We start from the raw sequence: 14,257 nt of genomic DNA on the forward strand, positions 1-14,257 counted from the left end.
TCGATGTCCTTGCAGTCTAGGTGGAATGAGTGTTTTCAAGCTCGGGGATCGCGGATGACCGTGGTGGAGCGAAGGGTTGCTATCGCTTCTCCCTCACGTGTCACCTCGGTGGTGCGAACCAGGAACTGCAGTGCACCACCCTTTTTCGCGTAGCAATCCGTGACCGTGGTGGAGAAACGGAGGGTGTCGCCTGCATAAGCGGTCTGGAGATAGGTGAACTCCTGCTCGCCGTGCAGGATCGTCCGGATGTCGATTCCGAGATCTGCGTAGAAGGTGGACGGATTCGGCCGCTCCATGTCGAGGCAGAAAAAGAACGTCGGCGGGACGGGAATGTCGCGGTGTCCGGCCTGTTCGGCGGCGTTCCGGTCGGTGTAGATCGGGTCGTCCTGACCGGTGGCGCGCGCGAAGAAGGCGAGCCGTCCGCGCTCGACCTCCACCGAGTGTTCGGGAATTCGGGTGCCGATGACTCCGGCGTCGAGGCTGGTCATGACAAACTCCTCGGAATCTGGGCGAAAGTGTCCGCCAGCTGATGAATGAGTTTCGAATCGCGGTTAGCGCATATTCACTTTGACCGAGATAGGTGCAGTTGTCAAGGAATTTGAAAACTCCCTGCAAGTGATGGTCGGTTCCGCGCTTGGCTCGGAGATTGGCTACTCCGGCGCTGCGGCCGATGCACGCAGATCGCGTTTGAGTACCTTGCCGGCACCGTTGACCGGCAACGCGTCGACAAACTGGAAGGTGCGAGGAACTTTGTACCCGGCAATGAGGGACTTCACATGCGCGCGTAGTGCGTCGGCGTCGACGGTCGATTCCGCTCGAAGAACTACTACGGCATGCACGCGTTCGCCCCACCGTGAATCGGGTAGTCCGATGACAGAGCACGCTGCCACGGATTCGTGTCGAGCCAAGGCGTTTTCGACCTCGGTGGAGTAGACGTTCTCGCCGCCGGTGACGATCATGTCCTTGATGCGATCGACGATGAACAGGTAACCACGCTCGTCGAGGTATCCCGCATCGCCCGTGTGCATCCATCCGTCGCGTAGTACCTCTGCGGTCTCGGTCGGTTTGTTCCAGTATCCGAGCATGATGTGACTGCCGAACGTGACGATTTCGCCGATCTCTCCCGGAGGCAGTTCCGTTCCGGCCAGATCGACGATCCGGACTTCGCAGTGCGGGAGAATGCGACCGGCGCTTCGGAGCAACTCGCCGCCTTCCAGGTGGTCGGCGGGGCTGAGAACACTGATGTGGGCGGTTTCCGTCATCCCGTAGCCCTGCGCGAAGGCGCTGTTGGGGAACATGCGCATGACTTGCCGCAGGAGTGTCGGAGAAATGGGGGATGCACCGTATCTCAGGACCCGAACACTGGTCAGATCGTAGGAAGTCGTGTCCTCGTGCGAGATCAACATCTGAAGCATCGTCGGGACCAGGCCGACAGTCGTCGGCCGATAGCGGTCGACTGCTTCGAGAAATACGCCCGGACTGAATTTCGACAGGAAGACCTGAGTCCCGCCCATCAACGACTGCGCCAACCATCCGACTATGCCGGCGATGTGGAACAGAGGGTTGACCGCGAGGTTCACTCCGCCGCTGACGGCGACATTTCCCGCGGCGAGTGTCCCCAAAGCCGAAGTGATCAGCGATTGATGGCTGACCATCACACCCTTGGGCACGCCCGTCGTGCCGCCGGTGTAGAGAAGAAGCGCCAAAGCGTCGCCACCGACGCGTAGATCGGCAACGGGACTCGATTCCGAGATCACCAGTTCGTAGTCGAGCATTCCTTCGGGAACCTGTCCTTCGCCGCAGTAGATCACGGTTGCCAGAGTTGGGCACGATTCGCGGAGGGTGCTCGCGGTGGAAGCGAAGTTGTCGTCGACCAGCAGGAACGTCGAGCCGGAATCCTCGAGCGCGTACGTGATTTCCGCTGGGCTCCAACGGGTATTGACGGGACTGGCCACTGCTCCCGACCACCAACAGGCGATCAGCACCTCGTGGTACCAGTCCGAATTCAAAGCCAGTATCGCTACGCGATCGCCGGGTTGCAGACCCATTGCCTGCATCCCACCCGCCAGCTTCGTGATTCGCTCGACCGATTCCCGGCAGCTTCGGACCCGATCTCCGAACACCGTCATCGGGGTTTCCGGGGCCTGCCGCATGGATCGGTGAACGAATTGAGTCAGTTGCATGTGCTTCCTCCAAGGGTTCGGGCGCGAGGTCTGATTCAGATCAGTTCCAGGATCATCGCATTGGCCTGACCGCCGGCCTCGCACATCGACTGCAATCCGTACCGAATACCGTTGTCGCGCATGTGGTGTACGAGAGTCGTCGTCAAGCGTGCGCCGGAACCGCCGAGGGGATGGCCAAGTGCCATCGCTCCGCCCAGGGGATTGAGCTTGGCGTAGTCGGCTCCGGTCGATTGCAGCCAAGCCAGAGTGACCGAAGCGAATGCCTCGTTGATCTCGAATGCCCCGATGTCGGACAGTGACAGTCCCGAACGCTCGAGCGCCTTGGCGGTGGCCGGGATGGGGCCGGTAGCCATGGTTATCGGGTCGACGCCTGCCAACGCCACGGTGTGGACTCGGGCGATCGGCTTCCACCCTCTGCGCGCCGCCAATGCGCTACTGGTGACCAGCAGCGCAGCGGCGCCGTCGGAGATCTGTGACGAGTTTGCAGCGGTGGTACGTCCATCGTCCTTGAATGGGGTGGGGAGCGCGCCCAATCGCTCGAGAGTCGACCCGCGCCGGACGCCCTCGTCGGTGTCGACGACGGACACGGTGCCGTCCTCGGCCGTCGTCTTCACCGGGCTGATCTGATTCTCGAAGGCGCCCGAGTCGATCGCCGCGGATGCTCGCTCGTGAGAGTCGAGTGCATGCTGATCCAGTTGGGTTCGGGTCAACCCGAAGTTCTCGGCGATCATTTCTGCGCCCACACCCTGGTTGAACTCCACTCCGTTGTATCGCTGGCGGACCAGCGGGCCGAACGGCTTACCGAATTGGGTGGCGCTGCGTGCGGAGCCGATGGGGACGCGACTCATGCTTTCGACGCCGCCGGCGACGGCGATGTCGTAGTGGCCACTGATGATTCCGGCCGCGGCGAAATGCAAGGACTGCTGCGAAGATCCGCACGCCCGGTCCACGGTCACACCGGTGACCGATTCGGGCCAGCCCGCGGCGAGCACGGCGTATCGGCCGACGCCGCCGGCTTGCTCTCCGACCTGGCTGACGCAGCCCCACAAGACGTCGTCGACTGTGCTCGGGTCGAGGTCGTTGCGTTCGGTGAGGGCGCGAAGGACATGCGCGGACAGGTCGACCGGGTGGACCCCGGACAGCCCTCCGTTCCGCTTTCCGATCGGTGTGCGAACTGCGTCGACGATGACAGCGTCGTTCATGGCCTGCTCCTTCGTTACCGACTTCGAGGTCGGAGTCTTCGTGTGCGATGAAATAAGTGAATGTGCGCTAACTATTGAATCGATAGCGACCAGATTCGATACTTGATGCTCCATCAAGTTATGACAAATTCACATTATCTGCCGAATTGCTTGCTGGGAAGCTGTTTTAGTGGTTGAATTCTGCTCAGTTCACGATGTGATGCCCATCACCAGCTCGGTCATGTCGGGCGTCGATGGCGAAGCCGTGGCGAATCTTCCCTTACCAGTTCAAGGAGATTTAGTGGTACTCGAACAGCAGGTGAACCGACCTCGGGCCAAGCTCGGAGAAGCAGGCGAATCCAGGACAGTGGCCTGGGGGATGACCAGCGTGCTGGTCGCCATGTATGTCATCAACTTTGCCGACAAAGCAGTCCTCGGCATCATCGCTCAGCCCTTGGCCAAGGAGTTGGGACTCTCCGCTTCCGACATCGGTCTGACCGGTAGTGCCTTTTTTCTGATGCTCTCGCTCGGTGGCTTGTTCTCGGGCGCTCTCGACAAGTGGCTCGGACTGCGCTGGGCGCTCGTCCTGTTGGTGGTCCTGTGGTCCGTGGCGATGTTGCCCCTCATTCTCTCGGCCAGCTTCGTGACCCTGCTGGTGAGTCGGATGATTCTCGGCTTCGCCGAAGGGCCGAACTCGCCCCTGCTGTTCTCCGCCGCGTACTCCTGGCATGCGCCCGCGCGGCGCGGACTGCCGGGAGCCGTCCTGACCTGCTCGGCGTCGATCGCGAAGATTGCGATCGCGCCCATCCTCGCCTACGTCGCCGTCACCTGGGGCTGGCGTTCTGCATTGGTCGCATTGGCGATCGCGGGTCTGTTGTGGGCTGTGCTGTGGCTGGCAGTGTGGAAGGAAGGCCCGTACGGCCGCAGTGGCGGCTCGGGTAAGGCCGATGTTGCCGACTCGGGCCCTGAAGACTCGGATCCGGCATCGTCGCCCGCGACTGACTCTGAGCCGGCTGTGCCCTGGCTGCACATCTTTCGTACCCGCACCTTCATCGGCGGAGTTCTGCTCATTGCAGCTGCCTATGCACTGGCAGCGGTGGTCCTCACCTGGTTGCCGTCGTACTTCGAACTGGGCCTTGGCTATTCGCGACTACAGGCCGGTTCGATGTTCTCCATCCCCAGTCTCATCGGCCTTGCGATCATGTTGAGTAGTACTTGGTTCAGTGACAGGCTCATCACCAAAGGCGTCAGCATGCGGGCTGCTCGGGTGGTCTTTCCTGCGGTCGGCATGCTGATCGGCGGCACGATGTTGGTCTTCCTGCCCTTCGTCAGCACGCCTGTCATGGCCGTGTTCATGGTGTCCTTGGGCTACGCGATATGTACTCCGGTGCTCCCGCTTCTCAATGCCTGTGTCAGCGAATTGTGCCCACCTAGGCAAATTTCCGGGGTGCTCGGGGTATTCCTGTCGCTCATGGCGTTCGGTGGTTTCATCGCGCCGTACATGATGGGACGCATCGTCGACGCGGCCGGCGACGGTGGCGACGGCTACGCGACCGCCTTTCAGATCCTCGGTGGGGTTGCGATCATCGTGGCCGTTGTCGGCATCGTCATCATCGACCCTGCCCGTGACAAGAACTTGGTGCGCCCCAACGCTCCCGTTGTTGCTGCCCGATAGGCCGATCGCGATGACCTTCGTACTCGATCATCATGTTTCGCCTGACTTCGAGAGCCTACTCGCCTTGGAAAAGCTGAGCAGCAACGAGTTTCGCGGCTACTGCCATGCCGGGCATCCGATGAGGGCGTTCGGCGGGCAGGTGGCGGCTCAGGCTCTGACCGCCGCGGGCAGTACCGTTCCAGCAGAAAATCTTGCGCACTCGCTGCACGGCTATTTCCTCAGTGCGGGCGATCCCACGAAACCGATCGTCTACGAGGTGGAACGACTCCGAGACGGGCGGTCGTATCGCTCCCGCCGAGTCACTGCGAGACAAGATGGCGAACCGATATTCACGTTGTCGGCCTCCTTCAAACTGCCCGAAGGCGGCGCGAACCGGCAGTTGGAGATGCCCGAAGTGCCGCCACCCGAGGAACTTCCGGATCCGTACGAGCACTGGGCGAAAGAGCGGCCTGAGGAGTACCAGGCCGCGACAACAGTCCGAGTGATGTCCCTGCGCTTCGTTCCGCAGGATCGGGTATCGGACCACCGTGCAGTACCGGGACTTTCAGAGCAGACGGTGTGGCTCAAACCCGCTCAGGCCTTAACCGACAATCCGTTGCTTCACGTCTGTGCCCTCACGTACGGCTCCGACATGACACTGGCGTCGACAGCGTCACTGGACATCCAACCGCATCGCTCGATGCTCAAGGGGCAATCCCGGGCGATCGTGACTTCCCTCGATCACGCTGTGTGGTTCCATCGACCCTTCCGTGCAGACGACTGGATGCTCTTCTCGCAGAGCAGCCCATCGTCCTGTGACGGTCGGGGTCTGTCGAGTGGGCACTTCTGGAGTAGGCAAGGCGATTTGGTAGCTACTGTCGTTCAAGAGTCGCTGGTCCGCCGGATCGACTAGAAGATTCATTCCATCCATACCGAACAGCTGGAGGTTCTACTCATGACGCTCGCCTGGCCGACCGATATGCCTCGATGCCTCGACTATCCGACGACGGGAATCGACTTAGTTCTGGCGGGAGCTGCTCGCGCGTACCCTGACCGAATTGCGCTGCAAGACGGCGATCTTGCACTCACCTTCGCCGAGTTGCACGACCATGCACGACGAGCGGCCGGGGGATTGCGTGCACTGGGGGTACAACCGGGAGACGTCGTGGCTCTTCACATGCCGAACAACCTGTGGTACGTCGTGGCGTACTACGGGGTGCTGTGCGCGGGTGCTGCTGTGGCGCCGGTCAATCCGACTCTCCCGCCCGCCGGTCTCCACGATCAGTTGGACGATGTGAAGGCGCGGGTGGTCATCTCGCATCCCGAATCCGTCGGCATCGTTCTGGCGGCGGATGCACAGTGTGTCGATGAAGTGGTGTGTGTATCCACGACACCCTCAGCGCCGGCGACTGAAACGGCTCTGCCGGAGCGAGTCCTTGCATTCGACGATTTACTGCAAGCGCAACCGTTGGCGTCGTACCGCGTGGATCCGGAACTCGTCGCTCATCTGCAGCTGACCGGTGGCACGACCGGACGCTCCAAAGCTGTTCGCGTACTGAATCGTAACCTCGTTTCGAACGTGATCCAGATGGCGTCCTGGCGATCCGGGCTACTCACCGAACTCGACGAACTCGGGGGGCTTCGAATGCAGTCGGCCGCGGATCGCGGTCCGCATGCGCTGGTCCCGGGCGAAGGCGTCAACATCGCAGTGGCACCACTCTTTCACGGTCTGGGCTTGGTCGGACAGAACGTCAGCACACTGCTCGGTTCGACGGTTGTCTTCACCGGGCGCTTCGATCCGGACCGGATGTTGGCAGACATCGAGAGCCTCGGCGTCACGCACATCACCGGCTCGCCCGCGATGTACTACGCGTTGTTGGCGAGCAGCAAGATCGGAGCGCACGATTTGTCCTCCGTGCGTGCGATCAATTCCGGTGCAGCCCCGTTCGACACGACTTCGCTGCGGAGCCTGCAGTCGATTTTCGGCAATGCCTGGGTCACAGAGGGATACGGGTTGAGCGAAGCGACGATGGGCCTGACCGGTGCGCCTTTGAACAGTCCTGTCGCGACGCCGCCGGACAGCGTCGGCGTCGCGATCTTCGACACCGAACTCGAGATCCGAGACGAGAATTCTGCAGTCCTCGAGCCCGGCGAGGTCGGTGAGGTCTGGGCTCGCGGGCCGCAGATCACCGACGGGTACCAGAATCAGCCGGAACTGACTGCGGTTCAGTTCCGCGGTGGTTGGCTCGCGACCGGCGACATGGGGCGACTGGACGAGGCGGGGCACCTTTTCCTGGTGGGGCGGTCGAAGGACATGATCATCTACAAGGGCTACAACGTCTATCCGCAGCCGCTCGAAGAGATTCTGTGTTCGCACCCTGCTGTTGCGCAGGCGGCCGTCGTCGGTGAGAAGGCGCCAATGGTCGGTGAGCGTGTGACGGCCTTCGTTCAGTTGAACCACGACTTTGCGTCCAAGTCTGCGTCGGACCCGCAATTGCTCGAACGGGAGTTGACGGATTACGTGGCCGCAAAGGTGGCCCCGTATCAGAAGGTGCGTTCGATCAGGTTCGTCGAGCGGCTACCCGTCACCGCAACGGGAAAGATACAGAAGAACGAATTGCGGAAGAGTCTCGCCGCCGACGCAATCTAGGACGATCGTCCAGTTAACTCTGACGATTCCGTCCTGTCGCGGCGTACTTTCTGCGAGAGTGTCGAACATGCGTGGAATCCTGGTAGCCGGTGTGTGTGCGTTCGCGGTGATTGTCTCGGCGCCCTCTGCCGGCGCCGAGACGACTACGAACCAAGCACCCTCGTTTTCCGAGACCACGTCAGTCGGGGTCCACAATTCCTACGAGAAGGCGACGTTTTCGTACTTCGCCGACGCTTTGGATTCCGGGGCGTCGTTGCTCGAGCTGGACCTGTGGACCAACGGCGGCGGTCCGGACTGGCGTGTGTCGCACATGAATCCGGTGGCAAGCGAGAGCAACTGCGTCGGAGCATCGAACGCCTCCGAGTTGCGAAGTGGCCCGCGAGATCAGGGACTCCACGGATGTCTGGCAGATATGCGGGCGTGGCACGAAGTCAATCCCGAGCATCCGCCGGTGATGATCAAGGTGGAACTCAAGGACGGGTTCACCGCCGGGTACGGACGGGGCCCCGCGGATCTCGACGCCCTGATACTCGGGACACTCGGAGACGCGGTTTTCACGCCGGCCGCTCTGATGGGTGAGTCTTACCCGACCCCGGATGCCGCCGTCACCGAGCGTGGATGGCCGAGCACCTCCGAAATGACCGGAAAATTTCTGTTCGAGCTGATACCGGGAACGATCGAGGAGGGAAACCCTCTCGATACGGAGTGGACCGACCGGCAGTATGCGACGCACCTGCGAGATCTGTCCTCCGCCGGGCTCGTCGAACTCGGCGCCGCCTTTCCCGCTGTTCACCGGGCATCACCGGGAGACCCACGTCTCGACCGCTACGCCGACCCGGGAATCCGTCCGTGGTTCGTGATTTTCGACGGTGACGCCCTCGAGTACACCGCGGGAGTTGTGGATCCGAGTTGGTACCACGAACGGGGGTACCTCCTCGTTATGACCGACGCGCACAAGGTCGCTCCGCAGATCGACGGAACCCATGCCTCGGAAGCCGAGGCGAGCGAGCGACTCGACCTGTTGGCCGGTGAGCACGCGAGTTACATCACCGCGGACTGGTCCAGGTTGCCGAACGTACTGTCCACCGTGGTGCCGCGTCGGTGATGTCGGCTGACAAGATCTGGTGGGCGGCAATTCTCAGGAACAGGGTGCAGGATGGGTTCATGCGCACTGTCACGTGGAATCCCGAAGTCTACGGCCGCTATTCGGGGGAGCGGTCACGCCCGTTCGTCGACCTGGTGTCCCGGGTGGCCACCGAAGACCCGATTCGCGTAGCCGACCTCGGCTGCGGATCAGGCACCCTGACCGCGATGCTGGGGGAAAGATGGCCGGACGCGTCGGTATCCGGATTCGACTCGTCTCCCGAAATGGTGGCGCAGGCCCCGACAGACCTACCGGGAAACGTCACCGTCGAGTTGGGGGACATCATGTCGTTCGACGCCACAGGTTACGACGTCGTCGTCAGTAACGCTGCACTGCAGTGGGTTCCGAGTCATCGCGAGCTGATCGATCAGTGGGCGGACACCCTGACGTCCGGGGCGTGGCTGGCGTGGCAGGTTCCGGGCAACTTCGATGCACCGTCCCACTCACTCATGCGGAACCTCGCGGAGTCCGCGGAGTGGAGCGAGCGACTGGGCGGCGTCCTACGTGGTCCGGAAGGCGTCGACAGTCCGGTTGCGTACGCGCAGCGTCTCCAGGAACACGGATTCGACGTCGACGCCTGGGAAACGACGTACGTACACGTGCTGGCAGGTGCCGACCCGGTGCTCGGATGGGTCCGGGGGACGGGATTGAGGCCGGTGCTCGACGTTCTCGGCGAAGCTGACGCGCCGGAATTCGAGCGCCAGTATTCCGATCTGCTGCGAGAGGCGTATCCCGCAACAGCCGCCGGAACGCTGTTTCCGTTCCGGCGGGTGTTCTGCGTGGGACACAAGCGGTAGATACTCGGCCGGCTTGCGGTCAGCCGATCACTGCGCGGTGACAAACCCCTCCGAGACCAGCCAGTCGCGAGCCACGTCTGCCGGTTCCTTGCCGTCGACGTCGACCTGCCGGTTGAGTTCGGTCATCACCTCGTTGGTCAGGCGCTCCGAGATCGGTGCCATGACTTCTGCTACCTGCGGATGTGCTTCCGCGAAGTCCTTTTTCATCACCAGTGCCGGATTGTATTTCGGGAAGAACTGGAGATCGTCGTCGAGCAGAACCAGGTCGAGAGCGATGATGCGGCCGTCGGTGGTGAACACTTCACCGAACTTGCACTGGTCGCTGTCGGCTGTCGCCTGGTAGATGATGCCCGTCTGCAGAATCTGTCGCTGGGCGCGCGACGCATCAAAGCCGTACTTGGCTGCCAGACCGGGATATCCGTCCTGACGGACGTTGAACTCGGTCTCGACGCACGTCACCGCTGCGCCGGGGTCGGATTCGACCAACTTCGCGTAGTCGGAAACCGTCTTGACGCCGGTCTTTTCGGCCGTCGCCTTGCTCATCGCCAATGCATACGTATTGTTCATCGGCGCCGGATCCGTCCACACCATGTCGTTCGCGGCCAGATCCGCATCGCGGACGGCCTCGAACTGCGCCTGCGAGTCCGGGAGAGGAGTCTCGTTTCCGAGATAGTTGATCCACCCGGTTCCGGTGTACTCGTACGCAAGATCGATCTGCCCGTTCAACTGAGCGTCTCGGGTGCTGTTGGAGCCCTGGATGTTCGTGAGATCGCGAACATCCGCGCCTGCAGCGGACATCGCGAATTCGATGATGTATCCGAGCACGATCTGCTCGGTGAAGTCCTTGGAGCCGACGGTCATCTTCACACCCTCGAGCTCGGGAACGGGCTCGATGCTGCCGGGGCCGACGGCCAGGGGCAGTGCGCCACCGGATTCCAAGCCACAGGAAGCGATGAGTGTGAGGCCGAGCGTGGCAACAGCGAGTTTCCAGCCCCGCGTTCTGGTGATCGAAGTCTTGGTCATCGTAATCCCTTGGGCCCGAGATAAGTTTCGGCGAGCGCGCCGAGCCAGTCGATCAGTAGGGCCAGCGACACCGCCAGTACCGCACCGACCACGAGGGTCACGTTGTCGCGCAGCTTGTATCCGGTGTCGATCAGAATGCCCAGACCGCCGGCACTGACCAGGAAGCACAGCGTCGCCGTGCCGACCGCCAGAACGAGCGAAGTGCGAAGGCCCGCAAGAATGTACGGGACAGCCATCGGGAATTCGAGCTGGCGCAGCACGGTCAGAGAAGACATTCCCTGACCACGCCCTGCGTCGATGAGGGTCTTGTCCACCTGCTGATAGCCCAGAATCGTGTTGCGCAGCACGGGAAGCAGCGAATAGAAGGCGATCGGAAATACACCGATCCAGAAACCCGTTGTTCTGGTCGCGAGATAGAACAGCACGAGGAGGCCGATCGCCGGCGCCGCGGCTCCGATGTTGGCGATACCGACGAAGAACGGCGCCAAGCGGGTGAATCTCGGCCTGGTCAACAAGGTTCCGAGCGGAACAGCGATGGCGACGACGATGATGACCACTGCTGCGGTGATCAGCACGTGTTGCCACGTCAGCGTGACGATGTTGTCGAGATTGATGCTGGCCTTCTGCGTCGCGTTGAGATCGCGAGTGAATGCCCAGGTCAACACGCCCGCAACCAGGATCAGAACGATGACCGGCTGAACGTACAGGCGCATCCGTTCCGCTCGGCGGGTGGCCGCATTCTCGGCGGCACCGAGATCGGGAGCATCAGTTTCCATTTCGGGAGCGGCGACGCGTTCTTCGGTCGGGGCACTCATATTCGACCCTCGACGTTCTCGGCGTCGGACTCCTCGTCGTGATCGTGGGCATGCTCCTCGCGCATCTCGGAGAGATGGCTGACGAGAGTATCGATCGTGATGAGGCCGACGTACTCGCCGCGCCGTCCGGTGACCACAGTGGACGCATTGCTCTCGGCGAGAAGAGCTTCCAACGCATCCTGCAGGGTGGACTGGATGGACACGGCCTCACCGATCTCGTTGCCGACACCTCGGAGGCTCGACGCATGAGCGAGGTGGCCGGGTGAGACCCAGCGAAGCGGTCGCCCACGCTGATCGAGAATCAAGGCCCACTTCCACTTGCGCGCTGCGAGTGCGGTTCTCAAATCGTCGACCGAATCTGTTTCGCGCGCGGTGAGGCATTGCTTGAGCTTGATCTGCCGCACCCGGGTCAACGTCAACTGCTTGAGTGATGCGTCGGCGCCGACGAAACCCGCGACCATGTCGTTGGCGGGATTGGCGAGAATCGCTTCGGGGGTGTCGTACTGCATAATGCTGGACTGGTTGCCCAGCACGGCAATTCGATCACCGAGCTTGACTGCCTCGTTGAAATCGTGGGTGACGAAGACGATGGTCTTACCCAACTCCGACTGCAGTCGCATCAGTTCATCCTGGAGCAGGCCGCGGGTGATGGGGTCGACCGCACCGAAAGGCTCGTCCATCAACAGAACCGGGGGATCGGCAGCGAGTGCTCGCGCCACGCCTACACGCTGTTGCTGGCCGCCGGAAAGCTGGCGCGGGTACCGGTCGCGATAGGTGTCCGGATCGAGACCGACGAGGTCGAGCATCTCGTCGGTCCGTGCCGCGATGCGTTTCTTGTCCCAACCGATGAGGCCGGGCACCGTCGCGACGTTCTTCGCAATGGTGAAGTGCGGGAACAAACCTGCCTGCTGAATCGAGTATCCGATGCCGCGGCGAAGCTTGTCCGGGTCGATGGACAGTGCGTCTTTGCCGTCGATGGTGATCTTGCCCGAGGTGGGTTCGATCAGACGGTTGATCATGCGCATTGTCGTCGTCTTGCCGCAACCCGAAGGTCCGACGAACACCACGATCTCACCGGCCGGAACAGTCAGTGAAACATTGTCCACCGCTGCAGCTTTCTGGCCCGGGTAACGCTTGGTCACGGATTCGAGAACGATCTCGACTCCGGATACCTTCTGGTCTGCGGATACGTCGGACGGAATGGTTTCGGTCATTGCAGCCCCTTCGAAGTAGTGAGACGGCCGATGACGACGTAGATTCCGTCGAGGATCAGGGCCAGAATGACGATGAGTACGGTGCCGACCAGCGCTTGCGGAACAGCATTGGGGCTACCGACCCGCGAGAGCCCGGAGAAGATCAGGTTTCCCAGACCGGGGCCCTTGGCGTACGCCGCGATGGCGAGGATGCCCATGAGCATCTGCGTACTGACCCGCATACCGGTAAGGATCGACGGCCACGCAATCGGCAGCTCGATTCGACTGAGTACGTGAAGGCGATTCATCCCCACACCGCGAGCTGCGTCCGTGATCGCCGGATTGACCGCGTCCAGGCCGATGATCGTGTTCCGAATGATCGGGAGCAGGGCATACAAGATCAATGCAGTGATCGTGGGGGCGACGCCGAGACCGAGTATCGGAATGAGCAGTCCGAGAAGAGCGAACGAAGGAACCGTCAAGATCGTGCTGGCCAAAGCTGTTGCCACGGACGAACCGACCGGGCTTCTGTAGACGAGAATTCCGATGATCACGGCGGCAATCGTCGCGATGATCACGGACTGGATAACTGCTGAAACATGTAGGTACGAGTCGGTCATCAATTGTTGTCGTCGTGCAACGACAAAATCCCATAGCGCGCCCATATTTCCGAACCCACTTTCTTCGGACTTCTGCTCGCAAGAACGTCTTCCCTCGACACCGACCGGCGCACAAGGGCTTTCCCCGCAGCCGACGTCGGCCGAGGGGTTTGTCTCGACTGTCGTCCAAAAACTCGGATACTGCAACTAATTCCGATTGCAGCGTGTCGGATGTTGTTCTGGACGTGAGATTTTGCGAGACGCGGGTATGTACCCGCTGCGTGAGACGTTGAAACGTCCTGGAGACGACAATGCGGGAGAGTTCCAAGGAACTCTCCCGCATTGCTTCATTTGTCCGAATTGGCCTCAGGCCCAGGTGAGCGCATCCTCATTCGAGAGTCGCGGCAGACGATCGAACCACGGGTTCTCGCCGGGATGGCCGATGTTGACCACCAGGATGGTCTTGAAGCGTCCGTCGGCGAAGAACTCGCCGTCGATGCCGTCTGCGTCGAACCCGGCCATCGGGCCGGCGACCAAGCCCTGGGCCCGTATCGCGAGGATGAGGTAGCCGGCCTGCAGTGCGGCGTTGAACCGACTGGTCGAACTGGCGGCAGCCTCGTCGGATGCGAAGTAGTCCTTCATCTCCGGGCGGATGGGGAACAGGTTGGGGATGTGCTTGTAGAACTCGGTATCCACGGCGAGTACTGCAACTGCGGGAGCAGCCTCGGTCTTGGCTTTGTTTCCGTCTGCCATGTGTTCGACCAGGCGCGCTTTGCCTTCCTCGGTACGGATGAACAGCACTCGCAACGGATTGGTGTTTGCCGCCGTCGGTGCCCACTTCGCGAGCTCCCAGATTGCGGTGAGCTCGTCGTCGGTCACAGGTTCGTTCGAGAAGGAGTTGGCGGTGCGAGCCTCGGTGAAGAGGAGTTCGCGGCCAGCTTGGTCGAGTTGCTGGTCGGCGAATGGGGTGGCTGCGTCGAGAGACATCAGGGGCTTCCGTTCGGTGGTAGCTCCACCG

At 61.7% G+C, this 14,257-nt stretch carries 13 protein-coding genes; 5 read left to right on the top strand and 8 right to left on the bottom strand.

Translation table 11 applies throughout. From position 1 onward, the window contains the following. Positions 1-35: 35 nt before the first annotated feature. The 3 genes from ACFQ6Y_RS04575 to ACFQ6Y_RS04585 all read right to left on the bottom strand — a co-directional run bounded on the left by ACFQ6Y_RS04575 (position 36) and on the right by ACFQ6Y_RS04585 (position 3,385). Positions 36-488 (bottom strand): MaoC family dehydratase N-terminal domain-containing protein, encoded by a 453-nt coding sequence (locus tag ACFQ6Y_RS04575; RefSeq protein WP_378629539.1) that lies wholly within the window; start codon positions 486-488, stop codon positions 36-38. A 162-nt stretch (positions 489-650) separates the two neighbouring features. Then, entirely contained in the window at positions 651-2,183 is a 1,533-nt protein-coding gene (locus ACFQ6Y_RS04580; RefSeq protein WP_378629542.1) for a long-chain fatty acid--CoA ligase, read from the bottom strand. A 35-nt stretch (positions 2,184-2,218) separates the two neighbouring features. Beyond that, positions 2,219-3,385 carry a thiolase family protein gene (locus ACFQ6Y_RS04585; protein WP_378629544.1) on the bottom strand — a complete coding sequence of 389 codons (1,167 nt, stop codon included), beginning with the start codon at positions 3,383-3,385 and terminating at the stop codon, positions 2,219-2,221. Between the two features lie 298 nt (positions 3,386-3,683). Between ACFQ6Y_RS04585 and ACFQ6Y_RS04590 the strand changes: the two genes are divergently transcribed. The 5 genes from ACFQ6Y_RS04590 (at position 3,684) to ACFQ6Y_RS04610 (ending at position 9,609) form a co-directional block, all read left to right on the top strand. Beyond that, positions 3,684-5,039: an MFS transporter gene (locus ACFQ6Y_RS04590; RefSeq protein WP_378629806.1), complete on the top strand. Its 1,356-nt coding sequence runs from the start codon at positions 3,684-3,686 to the stop codon at positions 5,037-5,039. A gap of 10 nt (positions 5,040-5,049) precedes the next feature. After that, the gene (locus ACFQ6Y_RS04595) at positions 5,050-5,931 is read left to right on the top strand and encodes an acyl-CoA thioesterase (RefSeq protein ID WP_378629546.1); all 882 of its coding nucleotides are present in this window, start codon (positions 5,050-5,052) and stop codon (positions 5,929-5,931) included. A gap of 42 nt (positions 5,932-5,973) precedes the next feature. Continuing rightward, positions 5,974-7,668, top strand: coding sequence for a class I adenylate-forming enzyme family protein (locus ACFQ6Y_RS04600; protein ID WP_378629548.1), 1,695 nt, complete (start codon positions 5,974-5,976; stop codon positions 7,666-7,668). 67 nt (positions 7,669-7,735) lie between these two features. Next, positions 7,736-8,773 carry a phosphatidylinositol-specific phospholipase C domain-containing protein gene (locus tag ACFQ6Y_RS04605; RefSeq protein ID WP_378629550.1) on the top strand — a complete coding sequence of 346 codons (1,038 nt, stop codon included), beginning with the start codon at positions 7,736-7,738 and terminating at the stop codon, positions 8,771-8,773. A 59-nt stretch (positions 8,774-8,832) separates the two neighbouring features. Continuing rightward, entirely contained in the window at positions 8,833-9,609 is a 777-nt protein-coding gene (locus tag ACFQ6Y_RS04610) for a trans-aconitate 2-methyltransferase (protein WP_378629553.1), read from the top strand. Between the two features lie 27 nt (positions 9,610-9,636). On the opposite strand, the gene ACFQ6Y_RS04615 is transcribed toward ACFQ6Y_RS04610, so the two are convergent. The 5 genes from ACFQ6Y_RS04615 to ACFQ6Y_RS04635 all read right to left on the bottom strand — a co-directional run bounded on the left by ACFQ6Y_RS04615 (position 9,637) and on the right by ACFQ6Y_RS04635 (position 14,226). Continuing rightward, positions 9,637-10,632: a glycine betaine ABC transporter substrate-binding protein gene (locus ACFQ6Y_RS04615; RefSeq protein ID WP_378629555.1), complete on the bottom strand. Its 996-nt coding sequence runs from the start codon at positions 10,630-10,632 to the stop codon at positions 9,637-9,639. Next, complete coding sequence (locus ACFQ6Y_RS04620) at positions 10,629-11,408, bottom strand: ABC transporter permease (protein ID WP_378532752.1); 780 nt, start codon at positions 11,406-11,408, stop codon at positions 10,629-10,631. The genes ACFQ6Y_RS04615 and ACFQ6Y_RS04620 overlap by 4 nt, the downstream gene beginning before the upstream one ends. A gap of 35 nt (positions 11,409-11,443) precedes the next feature. Further along, entirely contained in the window at positions 11,444-12,661 is a 1,218-nt protein-coding gene (locus ACFQ6Y_RS04625; RefSeq protein ID WP_378531843.1) for an ATP-binding cassette domain-containing protein, read from the bottom strand. Continuing rightward, a complete protein-coding gene (locus ACFQ6Y_RS04630; protein WP_283302663.1) occupies positions 12,658-13,305 on the bottom strand; it encodes an ABC transporter permease in 648 nt (215 codons plus the stop codon). Before ACFQ6Y_RS04630 ends, ACFQ6Y_RS04625 begins: the two co-directional genes overlap by 4 nt. 300 nt (positions 13,306-13,605) lie before the next feature. Then, the gene (locus ACFQ6Y_RS04635; RefSeq protein ID WP_378629558.1) at positions 13,606-14,226 is read right to left on the bottom strand and encodes a malonic semialdehyde reductase; all 621 of its coding nucleotides are present in this window, start codon (positions 14,224-14,226) and stop codon (positions 13,606-13,608) included. Positions 14,227-14,257 lie beyond the last annotated feature (31 nt).

It is taken from the genome of Rhodococcus sp. NPDC056516, assembly GCF_042794655.1.
Lineage (GTDB): Bacteria > Actinomycetota > Actinomycetes > Mycobacteriales > Mycobacteriaceae > Rhodococcus_F.